The sequence below is a fragment of the Thalassovita taeanensis genome (assembly GCF_900110775.1).
Taxonomy (GTDB): Bacteria; Pseudomonadota; Alphaproteobacteria; order Rhodobacterales; family Rhodobacteraceae; genus Litorimicrobium; species Litorimicrobium taeanense.
In genome coordinates this window covers 68,171-89,099 of record NZ_FOEP01000010.1, presented here as the reverse complement: position 1 = coordinate 89,099, position 20,929 = coordinate 68,171, and the positions used below count along the sequence as shown (strand labels likewise).

The window sequence follows — 20,929 nt, the reverse complement described above, 5'->3', positions numbered from 1 at the left end:
AAGGGTATCGCGATTACAAGTGCAACAAGGCAATACCCCAAGACCACGGCACTCAGACTAAACTTTTCCACAGGCCCGCGCAAGGCGGCGCTGCCGGGCGTTCCTCGCGTGGCAAGGCCTTGGCAGCCGGGGGGCTTCGCGCTAAGAGGGGGCAAATCATGAGGGGCACCGGCGTGAGCGATACCGACAGTTTCATCGAAGAAGTCACCGAAGAGGTCCGCCGTGACCGCCTGTTCGCCCTGATCCGCCGCTATGGCTGGATCGCGATCGTGGCGGTTTTGCTGCTGGTCGGCGGCGCGGCGTATAACGAATGGCGCAAAGCGCAGGACATCGCAACCGCACAGGCGCTTGGCGATTCCATCGTCGCCGCGCTGGAACAGGACGACGCCCCCGAACGTGCGACTGCCCTGGACGGCATCGGCGAAACCGGCACCTCGGCCGAAGTTGTCGTGGCCCTGCTGCGCGCTGCCGAACTGGCCGACGCGGGCCAAACCCCCGAGGCCGTCGCCCAGCTTGATGCCATCGCCCTGAATGGTGACGTCCCCGAGATTTACCGCCAGATCGCGGGCTTCAAGTCGATCCTGTTGCAAGGTGACAGCCTGGAACCCGCCGAACGCCGCCTGCGGCTGGAAAGCGTGGTGCAGACCGGATCACCGCTGCGCCTGCTGGCAGAAGAGCAACTGGCCCTGCTTGACAGCGCCGAAGGCAAGCCCGAGGCGGCCATTTCCCGGCTTGAGCGGATCATCGCGGACTCAGAGGTCACTGCAGGCTTGCGTCGCCGCGCGTCTCAGTTGATTGTGGCCCTTGGTGGCGGCACGCAAGAGGCCGAACAAGGGAATTGAGGGCACGCGCCCGGATCTTGGACAACCACCACGGAATGAATGAAAGAGGGCAGGATCGGTGAAACGCAGTTCAGTTGTTTTTGGCTTGATCGGGGTGACCCTTCTGGCAGCCTGTGCCGAACGCGAGGTGATCCTGCCGGGCAAGCGCGAAGATATTCGTGCGATTCTGGCCAATCAGGACACTGGCCAAGACAGCGAGGCGCCGCTTGACGCGGTCAGCAAACCCACCGCGCTGCGCCTGCCTGCACAATCGGTGAATGCCGAATGGACCCACCGCATCGGCAGCCCCAAATACCGCGCCTCCAACCCCAGCCTGCGCGCCACCCCGGCGCTGGTCTGGAGCGCCGAAATCGGCGCGGGGGATGGCCGCCGCAACCGCATTACCGCCGATCCCGTGATCTCGGGCGGGCGTATTTTCACGCTGGACGCCGAAGCCAAAGTCACCGCCACTTCGACCGAGGGCGCCACGCTGTGGCAAAGCGATCTGACCCCGGCACGCGATAAATCCTCCGAGGCCACCGGCGGCGGGCTGGCTCTGGGCGAGGGCAAGCTGTTTGTCTCGTCCGGCTTTGGTCGCCTGACCGCGATGGACCCGACCACCGGCGCCGTGCTGTGGACCCAGAACCTTGATGCCACCGGCTCAGGCGCGCCCACCGTTTACGGCGGGGTGGTCTATCTGGTGGGCGGCGACGATACCGCATGGGCGCTTGAGGCCGATACCGGCCGCATCCGCTGGCAGCTGACCCAGGCTGGCGATATCAGCAACGTGCTGGGCGCCGCGGCCCCCGCGGTCACCGACAAGTTCGCGTTGTTCGCCTATGGTGATGGCTCTGTTCAGGCAGCATTCCGCAAGGGCGGCCTGCGGGTCTGGGCCACGCAGGTCTCTGGCCAGCGCCGCTTCAAATCCATCGCCAAGGTCAGCGACATCACCGGCGATCCGGTGGTCGATGGCAATGTGGTCTATGTCGGCTCGCATTCCGGGCGCCTCGTGGCGCTGAACATTGATGATGGCGAACGGATCTGGACCGCCCGCGAAGGCGCGATCAGCCCGGTCTGGCCTGCGGGCGGCGCGGTGTTCGTGCTGACCGACCAGAACGAACTGGTCCGGCTGAACGCCTCGGATGGTCGCCGCGTCTGGGGCACCAAACTGCCGAATTTCGTCAAATACACCCCGCGCAAAGCCGCCGAGGTCTATGCCCACTACGGCCCGATCCTTGCCGGTGGGCGGCTTGTGGTCGCCTCGAACGACGGCCTGCTGCGCTTCTATGATCCGGCCAGCGGCGCGCTCTTGAGCACGATCGAGGTGCCCGGCGGCGCCACCACCGCGCCGATCGTTGCGGGTGGCACGCTCTATGTCGTTGGCACGCGCGGGCAATTGCACGCTTTCCGTTGACGCCACAATGGTGTATCTGAGCGGCTTGATCCGTCTTGGAGCCTTGAAAGATGACATTCACCCTGGCCATTGTGGGCCGTCCCAATGTGGGAAAATCCACGCTTTTCAACCGCTTGGTTGGTCGCCGCTTGGCGCTGGTCGATGACCAGCCCGGTGTGACGCGCGATTTGCGCGAAGGCGAGGCGCGGCTGGGCGATTTGCGTTTTACGGTGGTTGATACCGCCGGGCTGGAAGAAGTGACCGACGACAGCCTTCAGGGGCGGATGCGTCGCCTGACCGAACGTGCGGTCGATATGGCCGATATTTGCCTGTTCATGATCGACGCCCGCGTCGGCGTCACCCCCACCGATGAACTCTTCGCCGAGATCCTGCGCAAACGCGCCAAACACGTCATCCTCGTTGCCAACAAGGCCGAGGGCAAGGCGGGCGAGGGCGGCTATCTCGAAGCGTTCGGTCTGGGCCTGGGCGAACCGCTGCGCCTGTCCGCCGAGCACGGCGAAGGCATCTCTGACCTGCTGACCGTGCTGATGCCGCTGGCCGATGGCTTTGCCGCCAACGCCACCGAAGACACCCCCGAAACCGATGTTGATCTGTCCGAGGACGACGAAGACGAAGACGCCGTGCGCGTGCCGACCATGGACAAGCCGATGCAGATCGCTGTCGTCGGTCGCCCGAACGCGGGTAAATCCACGCTGATCAACGCCATCATGGGCGAAGACCGCCTGCTGACCGGCCCCGAGGCCGGGATCACCCGCGATGCGATCTCGCTGACCATCGACTGGAACGGTCTGCCGATCCGCATCTGGGACACCGCCGGCATGCGCAAACGCGCCAAGGTGCAGGACAAGCTGGAAAAACTCAGCGTCTCTGATGGCCTGCGCGCGGTCAAATTCGCCGAAGTGGTGATCGTGCTGCTTGATGCGGAAATCCCGTTTGAACAGCAGGACCTGCGCATCGCCGATCTGGCCGAGCGCGAAGGCCGCGCCGTCATCGTCGCCGTCAACAAATGGGACGTCGAAGAGAACAAGCAGGAAAAACTCAGGGCCCTGCGCGAATCCTTCGAACGCCTGCTGCCGCAGCTGCGTGGCGCACCGCTGGTTACCGTGTCTGCCAAAACCGGCAAGGGCCTTGATCGGCTGCACGCCGCTGTCGAAAAAGCCTATGATGTCTGGAACCGCCGCGTCACCACCGCGCAGCTGAACCGCTGGCTCGCGGGCATGATGGAGGCGCATCCGCCACCCGCCCCCGCCGGCAAGCGGATCAAACTGCGCTACATGACGCAGGCCAAAACCCGGCCCCCCGGCTTTATCGTGATGTGCTCGCACCCCGAAAAGATGCCCGAAAGCTATTCACGCTATCTGGTCAACGGGCTGCGTACCGACTTCGACATGCCGGGCACACCCATCCGCCTGACCATGCGCGGGCAGGGGGAAAAGAACCCCTATAAAGGCCGCAAAGAGCGCAAACCCGGCGCCCTCGGCAAGCACCTTGCCAAGAAACGCGGCCCCGCCAAGTAAGCTGCACCAAGCACGCGCGCGGTCCGGGCTGAATTTGAGTCCGCTTTCGCGCGCGTTGCGGCTAGACTGCTGGCATGAAGCGGATCGTATTCTTTTGTGACGGCACCTGGAACCGGCTGGATGCGGGGCGGCCCACCCACGCGGTGCGCCTGGCGCAGGCGGTCACGCCCTCGGCCGTCGATGGCCGCACACAGGTGGTGTTCTACCAACAGGGTGTCGGCACCGGGCGCGGCAGCAACATGGTGGCGCGGCTCACCGACAGGTTTCTCGGCGGCGCGTTCGGCTGGGGGCTGGATGACAATATCATCGACGCCTACCGCCATCTGGTCTTTTGCTACGAACCGGGAGACGAGATTTTTATCTTCGGCTTCTCGCGCGGCGCCTATACCGCGCGCTCGCTGGCCGGGTTGATCCGCAGCGCGGGCATCCCGCCGCGCGACCGGATCGCCCGTATCAACGAAGCGATTGCCCAATACCGCGCCCGCGGCCCCGATACCCACCCCGACAGCAAGGCGTCGAAACGCTTCCGCGCCGATTTCGCGCCGATCACCGCTACCAGCCAACAAGATTTCGACTGGCGGCTGGCGCAGGGGATGGATGACACGCGCTTGCTGACACTCGCCTATCTTGGTGTGTGGGACACGGTCGGCGCCCTTGGCCTGCCCAGCTTTCTGGGGGTGCTCGCCAAGCTGATCAACCACAAATACACCTTCCACGATGCCGCGCTGTCGCGCTCGGTCCGCTCGGCCCGCCACGCGGTGGCGATTGACGAACGCCGCCGCCTGTATCCGCCGACCCTGTGGGACAATCTCGATACCCTCAACGACGGCGCCACCGATCCCGAACCGCCCTATCGACAGCTCTGGTTCCCCGGCAACCACGGTATCGTCGGCGGCAGCGGCACCGTGCCGCAGCTTTCCGCAGGCACCGCCGACTGGATCGCCGAGGGCGCGCGCATGGCCGGGCTGGAATTCGACCGCGTGCTGCTGCGGCAACTGGTCGGCCCCGCTGATTCGGCCGCCCCCCTGCCAGATACGCTCAAAAAAGCGGGCCTGTTCTCGCTTGGCGGCCTGCTTTTACGCGACCGCTCCGGGCCCGCGCGCCCTTCCGAGGTCTCGATAAACGCCGCCGACCGGGTGCGCGCGGTATCCGGCTACCGCCCGGCGTCCCTCAGCAGGGTTCTGGCAGCTATTCTGGCGAAATGATCGGCGCCTTTTGGCCGATTTTTCACCGCGCCACAGGGCGGCTCATCTTATCCCTCTTGTGGGTTTCAAAATTTCTGACATGTATCTCGTCGAGGGCAATATCGCCTTTGTTTCAGTGGCTTAATCGTCACTTTTGGAGTAATCCTGAATGAAAAACCTTGTTCTGACCCTGGCCGCCGCACTGGCGCTGACGACAGTTCAGGCTTCTGCCGAAACCATGCTGGCAGACATCGACGGTAACGGTACCTATTCGATGGAAGAAATGACCGCAGCCTACGCTGACCTGACCGCCGAGACCTTCGCCGAAATCGACACCGACGCCGATGGCGAAATCAGCGAAGACGAGCTGGCCGCCGCAATCGAAGCTGGCGTTATCGAAGGCTGATCCCGGTTCCGACTGTCTGCCTCGTGACATGTCGGTAAGCCCCCGGTTTGCCCCCGGTGCTTTTGCGCCGGGGGTTTTGTTTTGCCCGGATTACCTTCCGGCGCCCGCTGATTTGGTCAAATATCTGTCGTGAAACCGCACTAGTGGTTGCAACAATCCGTTTGTGCCCCATCTTAAAGAGGCGCGAAGAAGAACTCCGGGGGTTATTATGTCGGTCAGGGACTTTACGCAGAATTACATTGAGAAAGACAACCGGCTGGCCAATGTCAGCTACTTCGGCACATTCGCCGTCTACTTTTCCTCGCTCTGGATCGCGATCCACTGGGCGTCGGTCTGGTGGGTGGTCGCGCCGATGGTGGTGATCAATGCCTTCGCCGGTGTGCGGCTCTATGTGCTGCAACACGATTGCGGCCACGCCTCACTGTTCGAAACGCGGGCACAGAACGACTGGGCGGGTTACGGCCTGTCGGTGTTCACGCTGACGCCCTACAAGGCGATGCGCTATAATCATAACGTCCATCACGCCCATATCGGCAACCTCGAACACCGCGAGGCTGGCGAGGTCAACACCATGACCCTGCGCGAGTGGCAACAAGCCGGACCGTGGCAACGGCTCTACTACCGGCTCTACCGCAACCCGGTGATCCTGCTGCTGGTCGGCGGCGTGTTCGTGTATTTCCTGCGCTACCGCTGGCCGAAAAACACCCTGCGCACCGGCGTGGCCGAGGTGCTGGCGCATAATCTGGGCATCGCCCTGTGGCTGGCGCTGATCTATGCACTGTCGGGCTGGGTCGGCATCTGGGTCTGGGTGGCCACCGCCATTCTGGCCGGGGCAATCGGGGTGTTCCTGGTCTACCTCCAGCATAATTTCGAGGACACATATTGGGACCGTCGCCCCGATCTGGACCCGCAGATTGCCGCCCTCAAAGGCTCCTCGGCGCTGGATCTGGGCTGGTGGTGGGATCTGGGCACCGGCAATATCGCCTATCACGACATCCACCATTTCGACCCACGCATCCCATCCTACCGGCTCCGGCGTTGCCATCGCGAGATCAGCCATGCACTGGCCCCGCAAACCAACATCGTCCGCTGGCCGCAGGCTCTGGGCGCGTTCCGGCTCAAACTGTGGGACGAGGAGCGCGGCAAACTCGTGCCGTTCCCCAAAGCCGCTCAGTCAACAACTAGCGCAACAGCCTAAGCCCATCTAAGCCCAGCCGCACACGAATACCGACGCGCGCGGTCACGCGCTTCTGAACCCAAACCCCGGCTTCTTTCTGATGAAAATACTCCGGGGTTTGGGGCAGCGCCCCAATCCACCCGAAGATGAAATGCCCACGCTTCGCCGGATCAGATCAGCGTGCTGTCTTGGCTCAATGTGGTTTTGCCGCCCAGATAGGGATGCAGCACCTCGGGCAGGCGCACCGACCCATCCGCCTGCTGCCCGTTCTCCAGAACCGCAATCAGACAGCGCCCGACCGCAAGCCCCGACCCGTTCAGCGTATGCACGAACTCGGGCTTGCCACCCGCTGCGGGCTTATACCGCGCGTTCATCCGCCGGGCCTGAAAATCCCCACAGACAGAAACCGACGAAATCTCGCGGTAGGTATCCTGACCCGGCAACCAGACCTCGATATCGTGGGTCTTTGTCGCGCCAAATCCCATATCCCCGGTGCACAGCACCACGGTGCGATAGGGCAGGCCCAACCGCTCAAGGATGCCTTCGGCGCATTTGGTCATGCGATCATGTTCCGCCTGGCTGTTTTCCGGCTTGGTGATCGACACCATCTCGACCTTCTCGAACTGGTGCTGCCGCAGCATGCCTGCGGTGTCGCGCCCGGCGCTGCCCGCCTCAGAGCGGAAACACTGCGTCTGCGCCACATAGCGCCGCGGCAGGTAATCCTCCTCCAGTGTTACCCCGTTGACGATATTGGTCAGCGTCACCTCTGCCGTCGGCACCAGCCACCAACCATCCGTGGTCCGATAGCTGTCTTCGCCAAATTTCGGCAACTGTCCGGTGCCCAGCATCATCTCTTCGCGCACCAACACCGGCGTCCAAGCCTCGGTCAGCCCGTTCTCATCCACATGGGTGTTCAGCATGAACTGCGCCAGCGCCCGGTGGATCCGTGCCACAGCGCCCGAAAGCACCACAAACCGCGCCCCCGACAGCTTCGCCGCCGTCTCGAAATCCATCCCCGGCACAACGCCGGTCAGCTGGTAATGCTCCTTGGGCGCGAAATCGAACACGCGCGGCGTGCCCCAACGGTGGATCTCGACGTTGTCCGCCTCATCAGCACCATCCGGCACGCCGTCCAATGGCGTATTGGGCAGCGTCATCAACAGATCGGTCAGCTGCTGGTCCAGCGCCTTGGCCTCGGTCTGCATCTGCGCCACTTCGGCCTTCTTCTCGGCCACCAGCGCCCGCAGCCGCTCGAACTCGGCCTCATCACCGCGGCCTTTGGCGGCGCCCACTTCTTTGCTGGCCTTGTTCTGATCCGCCTGCGCCGTTTCCGCCGCATTGATCATCGCACGCCGTGCCTCGTCCAGCGCAAGGATTTCCGACGACATCGCCGACGCCCTACGCCGGGCCAAAGCCGCATCAAAAGCGGCGGGGTTTTCGCGGATGGCGCGGATGTCGTGCATTGTCGTCTTCCTTGCAATGAGTCGTCAGTTGATCAGGTTCTTACTGCCTTTTTGTTCAAGGTGTAACCGATTGCTGCACGGCGGTGGCATCGGCGGTTAAGCTGACACCACAAAATAACGAATCGGTAAGGACACAGCATGAGCAGGCTACATACGGAATCCCATAGTGTGCATCGGGTCGGCTGGCTACGCGCAGCGGTACTGGGCGCGAATGACGGGTTGGTTTCGACCGCCAGTTTGATCGTGGGTGTGGCCGCATCAGCCGCAAGCACCGGTGAAATCCTGACTGCCGGAACCGCAGGGCTCGTGGCCGGCGCAATGTCGATGGCCGCAGGCGAATATGTGTCGGTCAGTTCGCAGTCGGATACAGAAGCCGCAGATCTGGCCCGCGAGAGCCTGGAACTGAAAGAGCAGCCCGCGTTCGAGCTCGAAGAGCTGGCCGCAACCTTTGTCGATCGTGGCGTGACACAGGAAACCGCGCTGGACGTGGCGCGCCAGCTGACAGCGCACGACGCGCTGGGGGCACATGCGCGCGAGGAGTTGGGGATCTCTGACATGACAACGGCGCGACCACTACAGGCGGCACTCACCTCGGCGGTGACCTTTGCGGTTGGGGCGTCGCTGCCACTGGCGGTGGTTCTGCTGGTGCCCGCATCGGCGCTGTTGATCACGGTTACGATTTCGACCCTGATCTTTCTGGCGCTGCTGGGCGCGTTTGGGGCTCGGGCCGGCGGGGCGCCGATGCTGCGCGGGTGTCTCCGCGTGACCTTCTGGGGGGCGGTGGCAATGGCGGTGACGGCTATTGTTGGGATGATGTTCGGGGCGGTGGTCTAGGCACCACGCTGCACCGACGTGATACCGACGCAATACCGACGTGATACCGACACCTGTTTGTCGCCTTGCAAATGCCGATCTTGGCACATAGGTTCCGTGCAAAATCGCGGGGCCGGTCCCCGCCATAGTCAACAAGGACAGACCCGATGCAAGCTTACGGCCAGTTTCTCCCCCTCATCCTGATCTTCGCAATCATGTATTTCCTGCTGATCCGTCCCCAGCAGAAAAAGTTGAAAGAGCATCAGTCGATGGTCACCGCCCTGCGTCGCGGCGATCAGGTGATCACTCAGGGCGGCCTGATCGGCAAGGTCAGCAAAGTCAAAGATGACAACGAGATCGAGGTGGAACTGGCCGAAGGCGTCAAGGTCCGCGTCGTCAAGTCGACCATCGCTCAGGTGATCAGCAAGACCGAGCCTGCTGCTGCAAATACCTGATTACGAACGACAATTCCTAGCGAAAGTCGGATAAATGCTACAGATCGATCTGTGGAAGCGAGTGGTGATCATCGGGCTTTGTGTCCTTGGTCTGCTGCTGGCGCTTCCGAATGCCTTCTACTCGCGGGTTGAAGCGCGCAACGATGCCGTGGCCGCGATTGAGAATGGCGCATCCGGCAACGGGCTGGAAGAACAGGCGGCGCGCTGGCCGTCTTTCCTGCCCTCCGGTCTGGTCAATCTGGGTCTGGATCTGCGCGGTGGTGCGCATCTTCTGGCCGAAGTTCAGGTGGCCGATGTCTATGAGGCGCGGGTGCAGGGCATGTGGCCCGAGGTCCGCGACCTGCTGCGCGAAGAGCGCGACAGCATCGGCACCATTCGTCTGCAACGTTCCAACGGCCCGGAACTGCGCGTTCGTCTGAACCAGCATCCCGACATGGCAGACCGCGCCGCCGAACTGGTGCGCGGTCTCGCGCGTCCGGTGGTCAGCCTGACCGGGGCAGGGGCCAGCGACATTGACGTGACCGTGGACGGGGCAGACGTGATTGTCACGCTCAGCGAGGCTGAAATGCTGGCCACTGACGAGCGTACGGTGAAACAGGCGCTGGAAATCATCCGTCGCCGGATCGACGAGGTCGGCACCCGTGAGCCCACGATTCAGCGTCAGGGCTCGGACCGGATATTGATTCAGGTGCCGGGTGTCGGATCGGCGGCCGAGCTGAAAGGCATCATCGGCACCACCGCGCAGCTTACTTTTCAGCCCGTGGTGACCCGTACCGGCAATGCGGACATGCCGCCGGGCGCCGGGCGCGAACTGCTGCCTGCTCTGGACGAAGAAGGCCTGTACTACGTTCTTGAGCAAAACCCCGTTGTCACCGGCGAAGAACTGGTCGATGCGCAGCCGACGTTTGATCAGAACGGTCGCCCCGCAGTGTCGTTCCGCTTTAATACCTCGGGCGCCCGCAAGTTTGGCGACTATACTGCGGAAAACATCGGCAACCCCTTTGCCATCGTGCTGGACGACGAGGTGATCAGCGCGCCGGTGATCCAAAGCCACATCGGCGGCGGATCGGGGATCATCACCGGGTCTTTTTCCGTTGAGGAAAGTACCAATCTCGCGGTTCTTCTGCGGGCCGGTGCCCTGCCTGCCGGGCTGGAGTTCCTTGAAGAACGCACCATCGGGCCGGAACTGGGCGCTGACAGTATCGCGGCGGGCAAGATTGCCTGTATCGTGGCCTTCCTGGCCGTGCTGGTCTTTATGCAGCTAAGCTATGGCCTGTTCGGGACCTTTGCCAACATTGCTTTGATGACCAACGTCGGGCTGATCTTTGGCGCGCTCAGCCTGATCGGCGGCACGCTGACCCTGCCGGGGATCGCGGGGATCGTGCTGACCATCGGTATGGCCGTCGACGCCAACGTGCTGGTGTTCGAGCGTATCCGCGAAGAGTTGCGGACCGCCAAAGGCCCGGCCCGCGCGATCGAGTTGGGCTATGATCGGGCGCTGTCGGCGATCATCGATGCCAACATCACCACGTTCATCATCTCGGCGATCCTGTTCATGCTGGGCTCTGGTCCGGTACGGGGCTTTGCCATTACGCTGGGGCTGGGTATCCTGACCTCGGTCTTCACGGCGATTTTCGTGACCCGCCTGCTCATTGTTCTGTGGTTCGAGCGCCGCCGCCCGAAAACGATTGAGGTCTGACATGCGCCTGAAACTGTTCCCCGAAGTCACCAACTATGACTTCTTCGGCTATGCCCGGATCACCTTCGGGGCATCTGTGGTGGCTATGATCCTGTCGCTGATCGCCTGGGGCGTGATGGGGCTGAATTTCGGCATCGACTTTCAGGGCGGCACCACGATCCGCACAGAATCCTCGCAAGCGGTCGATGTCGGGTCTTATCGCGCTGCAATCTCGCCGCTTGATCTGGGGGACGTGTCGATCACCGAGGTTTTCGACCCCTCGTTCGGCTCAGACAAATTCGTTTCGATGATCCGCATTCAGGCCCAAGACGGGCAGGAAAGTGTTGCGGCGGATACGATCCAGTCGATCGAGGATGTGCTGAAGGCGGTGGACCCGTCGATCACCTTTCCGTCGGTCGAATCGGTCGGCCCGAAAGTGTCGGGCGAGCTGATCCAAACGGCGTTCATCGCGGTCGCAGCATCGCTTGCGGCGATCCTGTTCTATATCTGGCTGCGGTTCGAATGGCAGTTCTCGGTCGGGGCGGTTGTGGCATTGTTCCATGACGTGATCCTGACAATCGGGATTTTCGCAGCGCTGCAAATCCGCTTCGATCTGGCGACGATTGCGGCGATCCTGACCATCATCGGGTATTCGATCAACGACACGGTGGTGATCTTTGACCGGCTGCGCGAGAACCTGATCAAGTTCAAGACAACGCCGCTGCGCGACCTGATGAACCTGACGGTGAATGAAACCCTCAGCCGGACGGTGATGACCAGCGGTACCACGCTGGTCGCGCTGATTGCGCTTCTGGTGCTGGGCGGGGACGTTATCCGCGGGTTTGTTTTTGCCATTACCTGGGGTGTGGTCGTGGGCACGTATTCGTCGGTCTATGTGGCCAAGAACATCGTGCTGTTTCTTGGGGTCAAGCGTGACTGGTCCAAGCCCGATGGCAATCAGGGCAACCAATTCGCCAACATAGATGCCTGAGGCGGTGTCGGCCCTGCTCGACTTCGACGGGTTGGGCTGGCTGATCGCGGGCGTTTTTCTTGCAGGGTTCGTGCGGGGCTTTTCCGGCTTCGGCACGGCCCTTGTTTATTTACCGATCGCCGGGCAGTTCATGCCGCCGGTCTGGACGCTGATCACGCTGGTGGTGATGGATGTTTTTGGCCCGCTGCCAAATCTGCCCCGCGCCAAGGCAGACGGGCGGCTGGCCGATGTGGGGCGGATGTGGCTGGGGACGCTGGTTGCACTGCCGTTCGGCTTGATGGTTCTGTATGCGGTGCGCCCCGAGGTGTTTCGTTATCTTGTCAGCGGCATCGCATTGGTGGTGCCGCTGCTGCTGGCCGCAGGATGGCGCCTCAGGGGGCAGATCACCGCCCTGATGCAACTGGGAACCGGTGCTTTGTCGGGGTTTCTGGGCGGGGTGGCGGGCCTGCCGGGGCCACCGGTGATCTTGCTGCACATGGCTTCGACGGAACCGACGCAGGTGATCCGCGCGAATATCATGATGTACCTTTTTGCATTCGATGTGACATTGCTGCTTTTGCTGGGCGTGCAGGGGCAGCTTGAGCAGACGCCGATCCTGCTGGGACTGATGCTGGCGGTGCCCAACCTGTTGGGCAATATGGCAGGGGCGGCCGCGTTCCGACCGGACCGGCAGCGACTGTATCGTGCAGTAGGATATGGTATTACCTTTGTGGCGGCGCTAAGCGGCTTGCCGCTGTGGGATTAAGGAGTGCTTCATGCAGATGAACGAGATCACGTTCCGCGATGCGGTGCCGATTGACGGCTATGGTCCAGGCTTTTTTCGCGTGGCGGGCCAAGTCTTGACGGGGGCGATCATCGTTACGGCTGAACGCGCAAGCGTTTGGGGTGGGCTGGAGGATCTAGCCGCACTAGAGGCGTTGGCCGGGCAGGTAGATGTGTTGTTTTTGGGCATGGGGTCAGAGATTGCCCACCCGCCTGCCGGTCTTCGTACGCGGCTTGAGGCGCTGGGGATCGGGGTTGAAACCATGAATTCGCCGTCGGCCTGCCGGACGTACAATGTGCTTGTGTCCGAAGGGCGCCGCGTCGCCCTGGCGGTGCTGCCGGTCTGAGGACCTGGCCGCGTTTGCGCCTTGTTTCAGGCAAGGTGGAACGGGCGATGTGACGCGGCTATCGGATCGCGCTTTTCCGTTGGCAGGCAATCGGATAGGAGGGGCATATGGAACTTGTTGTCACCGATTTATCCGTGGCCAGAGGGGGCGTTCCCGTGCTGGAAGGCGTTGCCTTCACAGTGCGGGCGGGCGAGGCTTTGGTGCTGCGTGGTCCGAACGGATCGGGCAAGACCACGCTATTGCGTACGATTGCGGGCTTGCAGCCTGCGCTGGCCGGGCACGTGGGGCTTGAGCGTGAGGCGATGGCCTATGCCGGGCACGCCGACGGGATCAAGGCGGTGCTGAGCGTGCGCGAAAATCTGCAATTCTGGGCGGATGTCTTTGCCACAGGCGGGATCGACCCGGCCTTGGCCGCGTTCGAGCTTGAGGGATTGGCCGAGCGTCCGGCAGGCGGGCTTTCGGCTGGGCAGAAGCGGCGGCTTGGGCTGGCGCGAATGGTTGTCACCGGTCGCCCGGTCTGGGTGCTGGACGAGCCGACCGTGTCGCTGGACGCCGCCGCAGTGGGGCTGTTTGCACAGGCGGTACGGGCGCATCTGGCGGGTGGAGGGCTGGCTTTGATGGCGACGCATATTGATCTTGGATTGGCCGAGGCGCGCGTGTTGGATGTCGCACCGTTCCGGGCCAAAGCTCCGGCCTTGGATGATTTCGACGGGGCGTTCCTGTGATTGCGCTGCTGATCCGGGATCTGCGTCTTGCAGTCCGCGCCGGGGGCGGTTTTGGTCTTGGGCTGGCGTTTTTCCTGATTGTGGTGGTTCTGGTGCCCTTCGGCGTTGGCCCCAACAGCGGGCTGTTGTCAAAAATCGCGCCGGGTATCCTGTGGGTCGGGGCGCTGCTGGCGTGCCTGCTGTCGCTGGACCGGATTTTTGCGCTCGACTGGGAGGACGGCAGCCTTGATCTGCTGGCCACCGCGCCATTGCCGATGGAGGCGATTGTCAGCATCAAGGCACTGGCGCATTGGCTGACGACGGGCCTGCCGCTTGTGCTGGCGGCTCCGGTCTTTGGCTTGCTGCTCAGTTTGCCGGAAGCGGGATATCAGCCGCTGCTGATCTCGCTTTTGTTGGGAACGCCCGCGCTGAGCGTGATCGGAACGTTTGGCGCGGCGCTGACGGTCGGGCTGAAACGCGGCGGGCTGCTGTTGAGCTTGCTGGTCTTGCCGCTGTATGTGCCAACGCTTATTTTTGGTGCCGAAATGGCGCGGCGCGGAATCGAGGGGCTGGAGACCACGACCCCTTTGATGATGCTGGCCGGAATCACTTGCGGCGCTATCGCGCTGTTGCCTTTTGCATCGGCTGCGGTACTGAGGGTCAACCTGCGCTAAGGCGCATGCTTAGGAGAGGGAGAGACATGGGCTCGATCTGGGAATATGCCAATCCGCGGAAATTTATCGCCACCACGGACAAGCTGTTGCCTTGGGTGTCGGCGCTGGCCGTTGTGGCGCTGGCGGGCGGGCTGATCTGGGGGTTCTTTTTCACGCCAGAGGACTATCGTCAGGGGGCGACGGTCAAGATCATCTATCTGCATGTGCCTGCCGCTTTGATGGCCATCAATGCTTGGATGATGATGCTGGTCGCTTCGCTGATCTGGATTGTGCGGCGGCATCATGTCAGCGCGCTGGCGGCACGCGCGGCGGCCCCGATCGGGGCGACGATGACCGTCATCGCGCTGATTACCGGCGCAATCTGGGGCCAACCAATGTGGGGCACTTGGTGGGAATGGGATCCGCGCCTGACCTCTTTCTTGATCCTGTTCCTGTTTTATCTGGGCTATATGGCACTGTGGGCCGCGGTCGAAGACGATGACACTGCGGCGGACCTGACCTCGGTCCTGTGCCTTGTCGGATCAGTTTTTGCGATCCTCAGCCGCTATGCGGTGAATTTCTGGAATCAGGGGCTGCATCAGGGGGCATCGCTGTCGTTGGACAAGCAGGAAAACGTGGCGGATGTGTTTTACTATCCGTTGTTGGTCAGCATCGCCGGGTTCGTCCTGTTGTTTGTGGCTTTGGTGTTCCTGCGGACACAAACCGAAATTCGGGCACGGCGGACACGCGCCTTGCTGGCACGTGAGAGGGTGAGCTGATGCCGGAACTGGGAAAATATGCCGGGGCGGTTCTGTCGTCCTATGCGGTGTCGATTGCGTTGATTGTGGCGCTGGTCGTGGTCAGTGTCATTCAATCGCGCCGCGCCAAGGCGGCGCTGAACGACGTCGAAAAACGGAGCAAGCGCAATGGCTAAGCTGTCACCGATGATGCTGGCGCCGCCGGTGATATTTGCCGGGTTGGCGGTGATGTTCTGGGTCGGGATGAGCCGGGAAAACCCCGACGAACTGCCCACCGCGTTGGCAGGTAAACCTGCGCCTGCGGTGCAGGTGACGTCGCTGGGCGATCTGCCGGTGTTCACCGATGAAACCCTGCGCGATGGTACTGTGAAGCTGGTGAATTTCTGGGCCTCGTGGTGCGCGCCCTGCCGGGTCGAGCACCCCAATCTTGAGGCGCTGGCACAAAGTGGCGTGACGATTTATGGCGTGAACTATAAGGACAAGCCGGAAAATGCGCTGAGGTTTCTGGCAGAACTGGGCGATCCGTTTGCCGCCATTGGTGCTGATGAGGGGGGTCGGATGGGTCTGAACTGGGGCGTGTATGGCGTGCCTGAGACCTATGTGATTGACGGGAACGGCCAGATTGTGGCGCGCCACGCCGGGCCTATCACGCAGAGGGTGATCGAGACGACGCTGGGCCGCGCGATCGCGCAGGCCAAGGGGCAATAAGCCAAGTCAATCCTGCCAGAAGGTCCGGGTAAACAGCACGAAGACCGACAGCACTTCGAGCCGCCCCACCAACATACCGAAAATCATCAGCCATTTTGCGGCGGCTGGAAAGGCATCCAGCGCGCCCGAGCCTGATACTTCGGGCCCGTAAGCCGGACCGACATTCGCGATCGAGGTCCAAGCGGCGGTGATCGCGGTCGAGATATGCAGCCCGGTCAGATCCAGCGCCACGGTCAGCAGACCGAAGGTGAGCGTAAACAGCGCGAAGAAGGCGATCACCGAATCGAACACGTCTGGCGGGATTGGTTGCGCACCCAGACGGGGTTTCAGAATGGCATTCGGGGACTGGATGCGGCGCACCTGCGTCTTGATCGCTTCGATCAGCACCAGCCAGCGGAACACCTTGACCGAACACCCGGTTGACGCGGTGCAACCGCCGATCAGCCCGACGATGAAAATCACGCTCAGGGGAAAACTACCCCAAGCAACCACATCGGCGCTGGCAAACCCGGTGCCGGAAAACAGCGTGACGATGTTGAAGGTGGTTTCACGCAGCACCACCCAAAAGCCCGTGGTTTCATGCAGCAGGCGCCAGACCACCACCGAGGCGATCGCATACCCGGTCCAACGCAGATAGCTGCGTACCTGCACGTCCTGCCACAAGGGCTGCACCTGTCCACGCGACAGTTGGATAAAGCGGATGAATGGCATCGACGCGATCAGCATAAATACGGATGAGACGTATTCCAGAGGCCCCGAGTAGGCCGCGAAGGAGGCATCGGACGTGGCGAATCCCCCGGTTGAAACCGTGGTCATGGCCACCACGGCAGCATCGAAAATCGGCATTCCGAACAGGATATAGGAAAACGTACAGACAAGCGTCAGCAGGATATACAGCTCCAGCAGAGAGCGCGCGATATCCGGCGCGCGCGGCATCACCTTGCCCAGTGTGTCAAACCCCTCGGAGCGGAAAAACTGCATGCCGCCCACACGCATCACCGGCAAAAAGATCATCGCCACCACAACAATGCCCAGCCCACCCAGCCATTGCAGGATACCGCGCCACAGTTGCGTCCCGGCTGGCAGGTCCTCGATCTTTTCAAACACCGTGGCTCCGGTGGTGGTCATGCCCGAAACTGCTTCGAAATAGGCATCCAGAAAGTTCACCTCCGGCGCGCCGAGGATGAAGGGCAGGGCGCCGACCACCGGCAGATAGAACCACGTGCCGCTGGTCAGCAGGAATGCTTCGCGGATGCTCATGGTGTTGTGTTTGTTGTTGGAGGTGGCGATCACGACCAACACGCCGATCAGCAGCGCCAATCCAGCGGATTGTCCGAAAATCGCCGGGCTTTGCTGCCCGGTCAGAAGGTCGACCATCAAACACGGCAGCATGGTCACGCCCATGGCGATCGTAAGATAGCCGTTGACCCGGACGACTTGACCGTAAAGCATATCTACCTGCCCGCTCCACTTTCGCGGAGTTAACGCCTGCGCATAGGGAACGTCCAGAGGGAAAGAGCCGTGTCCCGCATCATCATAGCCGGTAGCTCCCTGAAACAGTCAGTCCCTCGCCGGTGATGAAATCAGCCTCAAGGGAGCAAGGACGCGGACAGCCTTGGCAATGTCCTGCGGGGGTGCCGATGCGGCCAGGTGCGGTCTGATTGATAAATTGCGCGGTCAGGTCAGCGTCGCGATGCGGCTCGGGGGTGTATTGATTACGCTGGGGGCGATTGTCCGTCTGACCACCTGCGCGGCGCTGCCATCCGGTGTCAGGTCTGTGTGGCGTGGAGGTTCAGCAGGTCAGGATGGGCAGCATCCAGCAGCGCAGTGGGATTGATGCCGAGGCTGGTGAACGCGACGTCATGATCCGCCGCAAGGTTTTCGACAATGGCTCGGTCAATTCCACGCGCGCCACCGGTGACCAGCACCACTTTTTCCATGGCGTCACCCCATTGGACGGTCCCAAAGAAGAAGGGCACCCCGAAGGGTGCCCGTCAAGTCACGGCAATGTGGCGCGGTCTTACGACTTGGCCAGGTTGCGCAGCACATAGTGCAGAACGCCGCCGTTTTCGATGTACTCAACCTCAACTTCGGTATCGATCCGGCATTTTACCTGAATCTCTTTCACCGTGCCGTCGGCATAGGTGATTGTGGCCGGTACGTTGGACAAGGGCGTCAGATCGCCTTCCAGCCCGGTGATCGACACGGTCTCATCTCCGGTCAGACCCAAGGTCTTGCGAGTGTCGCCACCTGTGAACTCGAACGGGATCACGCCCATGCCCACCAAGTTGGAGCGGTGGATACGCTCGAAGCTTTCAGCGATCACAGCCTTGACGCCCAGCAGGTTGGTGCCCTTGGCCGCCCAGTCACGCGACGAGCCTGCGCCGTATTCGATGCCGCCAAAGATCACCAACGGAGTTCCGGCTTCCTGATAGGCCATGGACGCATCGAAAATCGTTGTTTGGGCGCCATCGGGCCCTTTGGTGAAGCCACCTTCGACGCCATCCAGCATTTCGTTCTTGATGCGGATGTTGGCGAAAGTGCCGCGCATCATGATCTCATGGTTACCACGACGCGAGCCATAGGAGTTGAACTCGCGTACCGGAACCTGACGGTCGATCAGATACTTACCGGCAGGCGTGTCAGCCTTGAACGAACCGGCGGGGCTGATGTGGTCAGTGGTGATCATATCGCCCAGCACCGCCAGCACCTTGGCGCCGGTGATGTCTTTGATTGTGCCAGCTGTTGCGCTCATCCCGCGGAAATAGGGCGGGTTTTGGATATAGGTCGATGTCGCGGGCCAGTCATAGGTTTCGGCCTCTGACGTCTCGACGGCTTGCCACTTTTCATCGCCCTTGAACACGTCGGCGTATTTTTTCAAAAACGCTTCGCGGGTGACGGTCTGTTCGACCAGAGCCGAGATTTCGGCATTGGTCGGCCAGATGTCTTTCAGATAGACAGGTTGACCATCCTTGCCGGTGCCCAAAGGCTCGGTTGTGATGTCGACGTTCATGTCACCGGCCAGCGCATAGGCCACAACCAGTGGCGGCGAGGCCAGATAGTTAGCGCGGACATCGGGGCTGATCCGGCCTTCGAAGTTGCGGTTGCCCGACAGAACCGACGTGGCGATCAGGTCGCCTTCGGCAATCGCTTCGGACAATTCGGGCTGAATCGGACCCGAGTTGCCGATGCAGGTGGTGCAGCCATAGCCAACGAGGTTGAAACCGATGGCGTCCAGATCCTCTTGCAGGCCAGCGGCCTCAAGATATTCGGAAACCACCTGCGAGCCGGGGGCCAGCGAGGTTTTTACCCAAGGTTTGCGATTCAGGCCCAACGCGCGGGCTTTGCGCGCCACAAGGCCGGCGCCGATCATCACATAGGGGTTCGACGTGTTGGTGCACGACGTGATCGAGGCGATCACGATCGAGCCGTCACGCAGTGCGTAATCTTCGCCCTTGACGGGCTGCGATTTGCGCAGGTCCAGCGGGGGTGTGGGGGCAGGGCCTTCGGCGGCCATGTCTTTGGCGGCTTCGGTTGCATCCACGCCACGGTAGTCAGACACGACCTTCAGGAATGCCTCTGACGCGGTGTCGAGCGGCAGATAATCCTGCGGGCGCTTGGGGCCGGAAATGGCAGGCACAATCGTGCCCATGTCCAGATGCAGCGTGTCGGTATAGATCGGAGCGTATCCGGCATCGCGCCACAGACCGTTTTCACGGGCATAGGCTTCGACCAGCGCGATACGCGCTTCGTCACGGCCGGTGTTGCGCAGATAACGCAGGGTTTCGCCGTCAATCGGGAAGAATCCGCAGGTCGCGCCATATTCCGGCGCCATGTTGGCAATCGTGGCCCGGTCTGCCAGCGGCAGGTGATCAAGACCCGCGCCATAGAATTCAACGAATTTTCCAACCACGCCACGCGCGCGCAGCAGTTCGACAACTTTCAGGACCAGATCGGTGCCGGTGGTGCCTTCGACCATCGCGCCGGTCAGCTCAAACCCGATGACTTCGGGGATCAGCATCGAAATCGGCTGTCCCAGCATCGCGGCCTCGGCCTCGATCCCGCCAACGCCCCAACCCAGAACAGCAAGGCCGTTGACCATCGTGGTGTGGCTGTCGGTGCCCACCAGCGTGTCGGGGTAAGCGACCTCGGCCCCGCTTTGGTCGGTGTCGGTCCAGACGGTTTGCGCCAGGTATTCCAGGTTCACCTGATGGCAGATGCCTGTTCCCGGCGGGACAACGCGGAAGTTGTTGAACGCGCCCTGACCCCATTTCAGGAACTGGTAGCGTTCCATGTTGCGTTCATATTCGCGGTCGACGTTCATCTGGAACGCACGCGGATTGCCAAACTCGTCGATCATGACCGAGTGGTCGATGACCAGATCAACCGGGTTCAACGGGTTGATCTTCTGGGCGTTGCCACCCAGAGCCTTGATGCCGTCGCGCATGGCGGCAAGGTCAACCACGGCGGGAACGCCAGTGAAATCCTGCATCAGAACGCGGGCCGGGCGGTAAGCGATCTCGCGCGGGTTTTTGCCGCCGTTGGCGCCCCACTCGGCAAACGCTTTGATGTCATCGACCGACACGGTGCGCCCGCCGTCTTCGAAGCGCAGCATGTTTTCCAACACCACTTTCAGCGCTGCGGGCAGCTTGGCGAAGTCGCCAAGACCGGCAGCTTGCGCGGCGGGAATCGAGTAATAGGAAACGGATTGACCGCCGACCGTAAGGGTCTTGCGGGTCTTGGCAGTATCTTGTCCGACGATGATGGGCATCTGGTGGCCTCCCTCTGTGCAGGAAAATAAGGGGTTGTGCTGGCTTGCTTCTGCCGCATCGCGCGGGCGCAATCAAGAGGGGTGTCGTGAAAATTGTATACCATCGCACACAATTCACCGAATTCCGCCGCTGCCGACGTGTAAACACAGGGGGAAAGGCGGTAAATGCGGCAAGCGTAATATCGCTTCGCGGAATATGCCCCGCCCGAAAATTCAGCAACGGTCTGCAACGGTCGGTCCGACTGTGGCAGTGCCGCACTCAGCGGTATTGCGTGAATAGCGCAGGTCAGGGGATCACCCGCGTCTC

21 protein-coding genes and 1 pseudogene are annotated in these 20,929 nt (G+C 61.9%); 17 read left to right on the top strand and 5 right to left on the bottom strand.

Annotated features, from left to right (window positions below):
* Nucleotides 1-158: 158 nt before the first annotated feature.
* The 3 genes and pseudogenes from BSF79_RS13745 to der all read left to right on the top strand — a co-directional run.
* Entirely contained in the window at nt 159-842 is a 684-nt protein-coding gene (locus tag BSF79_RS13745; protein ID WP_245776410.1) for a hypothetical protein, read from the top strand.
* Between the two features lie 58 nt (nt 843-900).
* Nucleotides 901-2,235, top strand: a complete 1,335-nt coding sequence (locus BSF79_RS13740; protein ID WP_090270401.1) for a PQQ-like beta-propeller repeat protein — start codon at nt 901-903, stop codon at nt 2,233-2,235.
* 50 nt (nt 2,236-2,285) lie between these two features.
* Nucleotides 2,286-3,644: pseudogene (gene der, locus BSF79_RS13735) on the top strand (ribosome biogenesis GTPase Der); the annotation flags it as partial.
* On the opposite strand, the gene BSF79_RS20315 reads toward der, so the two are convergent.
* Nucleotides 3,598-3,759 carry a DUF3039 domain-containing protein gene (locus BSF79_RS20315; RefSeq protein WP_425443244.1) on the bottom strand — a complete coding sequence of 54 codons (162 nt, stop codon included), beginning with the start codon at nt 3,757-3,759 and terminating at the stop codon, nt 3,598-3,600. The pseudogene der and the gene BSF79_RS20315 overlap by 47 nt on opposite strands.
* A gap of 67 nt (nt 3,760-3,826) precedes the next feature.
* On the opposite strand from BSF79_RS20315, the gene BSF79_RS13730 reads away from it, so the two are divergent.
* From BSF79_RS13730 to BSF79_RS13720, 3 genes are all read left to right on the top strand, one after another.
* Nucleotides 3,827-4,957: a DUF2235 domain-containing protein gene (locus BSF79_RS13730; protein WP_090270399.1), complete on the top strand. Its 1,131-nt coding sequence runs from the start codon at nt 3,827-3,829 to the stop codon at nt 4,955-4,957.
* 148 nt (nt 4,958-5,105) lie between these two features.
* Nucleotides 5,106-5,342: an EF-hand domain-containing protein gene (locus BSF79_RS13725; RefSeq protein WP_090270398.1), complete on the top strand. Its 237-nt coding sequence runs from the start codon at nt 5,106-5,108 to the stop codon at nt 5,340-5,342.
* Between the two features lie 208 nt (nt 5,343-5,550).
* Nucleotides 5,551-6,540 (top strand): fatty acid desaturase, encoded by a 990-nt coding sequence (locus BSF79_RS13720; RefSeq protein ID WP_090270397.1) that lies wholly within the window; start codon nt 5,551-5,553, stop codon nt 6,538-6,540.
* 149 nt (nt 6,541-6,689) lie between these two features.
* On the opposite strand, the gene serS is transcribed toward BSF79_RS13720, so the two are convergent.
* The gene (gene serS, locus BSF79_RS13715; RefSeq protein WP_090270396.1) at nt 6,690-7,982 is read right to left on the bottom strand and encodes a serine--tRNA ligase; all 1,293 of its coding nucleotides are present in this window, start codon (nt 7,980-7,982) and stop codon (nt 6,690-6,692) included.
* A gap of 138 nt (nt 7,983-8,120) precedes the next feature.
* Between serS and BSF79_RS13710 the strand changes: the two genes are divergently transcribed.
* The 11 genes from BSF79_RS13710 (at nt 8,121) to BSF79_RS13660 (ending at nt 15,851) form a co-directional block, all read left to right on the top strand.
* Nucleotides 8,121-8,816 carry a VIT1/CCC1 transporter family protein gene (locus tag BSF79_RS13710; RefSeq protein ID WP_090270395.1) on the top strand — a complete coding sequence of 232 codons (696 nt, stop codon included), beginning with the start codon at nt 8,121-8,123 and terminating at the stop codon, nt 8,814-8,816.
* Nucleotides 8,817-8,962: 146 nt separating this feature from the next.
* Nucleotides 8,963-9,250: a preprotein translocase subunit YajC gene (yajC, locus tag BSF79_RS13705; RefSeq protein WP_090270394.1), complete on the top strand. Its 288-nt coding sequence runs from the start codon at nt 8,963-8,965 to the stop codon at nt 9,248-9,250.
* A gap of 34 nt (nt 9,251-9,284) precedes the next feature.
* Nucleotides 9,285-10,949, top strand: coding sequence for a protein translocase subunit SecD (gene secD / locus BSF79_RS13700; protein ID WP_090270393.1), 1,665 nt, complete (start codon nt 9,285-9,287; stop codon nt 10,947-10,949).
* Between the two features lies 1 nt (nt 10,950).
* A complete protein-coding gene (gene secF / locus BSF79_RS13695; protein ID WP_090270392.1) occupies nt 10,951-11,919 on the top strand; it encodes a protein translocase subunit SecF in 969 nt (322 codons plus the stop codon).
* A complete protein-coding gene (locus BSF79_RS13690) occupies nt 11,912-12,664 on the top strand; it encodes a sulfite exporter TauE/SafE family protein (RefSeq protein ID WP_090270391.1) in 753 nt (250 codons plus the stop codon). Before secF ends, BSF79_RS13690 begins: the two co-directional genes overlap by 8 nt.
* Nucleotides 12,665-12,674: 10 nt before the next feature.
* On the top strand, nt 12,675-13,028 hold the full coding sequence (locus BSF79_RS13685; protein ID WP_090270390.1) for an Mth938-like domain-containing protein: 354 nt from the start codon (nt 12,675-12,677) through the stop codon (nt 13,026-13,028).
* A 107-nt stretch (nt 13,029-13,135) separates the two neighbouring features.
* Nucleotides 13,136-13,753: a heme ABC exporter ATP-binding protein CcmA gene (gene ccmA, locus BSF79_RS13680; RefSeq protein ID WP_090270389.1), complete on the top strand. Its 618-nt coding sequence runs from the start codon at nt 13,136-13,138 to the stop codon at nt 13,751-13,753.
* On the top strand, nt 13,750-14,406 hold the full coding sequence (gene ccmB, locus BSF79_RS13675) for a heme exporter protein CcmB (RefSeq protein ID WP_090270388.1): 657 nt from the start codon (nt 13,750-13,752) through the stop codon (nt 14,404-14,406). The genes ccmA and ccmB overlap by 4 nt, the downstream gene beginning before the upstream one ends.
* Before the next feature lie 26 nt (nt 14,407-14,432).
* Complete coding sequence (locus BSF79_RS13670; protein ID WP_090270387.1) at nt 14,433-15,164, top strand: heme ABC transporter permease; 732 nt, start codon at nt 14,433-14,435, stop codon at nt 15,162-15,164.
* A complete protein-coding gene (gene ccmD, locus BSF79_RS13665; RefSeq protein ID WP_425443243.1) occupies nt 15,164-15,319 on the top strand; it encodes a heme exporter protein CcmD in 156 nt (51 codons plus the stop codon). The genes BSF79_RS13670 and ccmD overlap by 1 nt, the downstream gene beginning before the upstream one ends.
* Nucleotides 15,312-15,851 carry a DsbE family thiol:disulfide interchange protein gene (locus BSF79_RS13660; RefSeq protein ID WP_090270385.1) on the top strand — a complete coding sequence of 180 codons (540 nt, stop codon included), beginning with the start codon at nt 15,312-15,314 and terminating at the stop codon, nt 15,849-15,851. The genes ccmD and BSF79_RS13660 overlap by 8 nt, the downstream gene beginning before the upstream one ends.
* A 6-nt stretch (nt 15,852-15,857) precedes the next feature.
* Here the strand turns inward: BSF79_RS13660 and BSF79_RS13655 are convergent, their stop codons facing one another.
* The 3 genes from BSF79_RS13655 to acnA all read right to left on the bottom strand — a co-directional run bounded on the left by BSF79_RS13655 (nt 15,858) and on the right by acnA (nt 20,622).
* Nucleotides 15,858-17,303 (bottom strand): TrkH family potassium uptake protein, encoded by a 1,446-nt coding sequence (locus tag BSF79_RS13655; protein WP_090270384.1) that lies wholly within the window; start codon nt 17,301-17,303, stop codon nt 15,858-15,860.
* A 317-nt stretch (nt 17,304-17,620) separates the two neighbouring features.
* Nucleotides 17,621-17,791: a hypothetical protein gene (locus tag BSF79_RS20105; protein ID WP_245776409.1), complete on the bottom strand. Its 171-nt coding sequence runs from the start codon at nt 17,789-17,791 to the stop codon at nt 17,621-17,623.
* 80 nt (nt 17,792-17,871) lie between these two features.
* Nucleotides 17,872-20,622, bottom strand: a complete 2,751-nt coding sequence (acnA, locus tag BSF79_RS13650; RefSeq protein ID WP_090270383.1) for an aconitate hydratase AcnA — start codon at nt 20,620-20,622, stop codon at nt 17,872-17,874.
* Nucleotides 20,623-20,929: the final 307 nt, after the last annotated feature.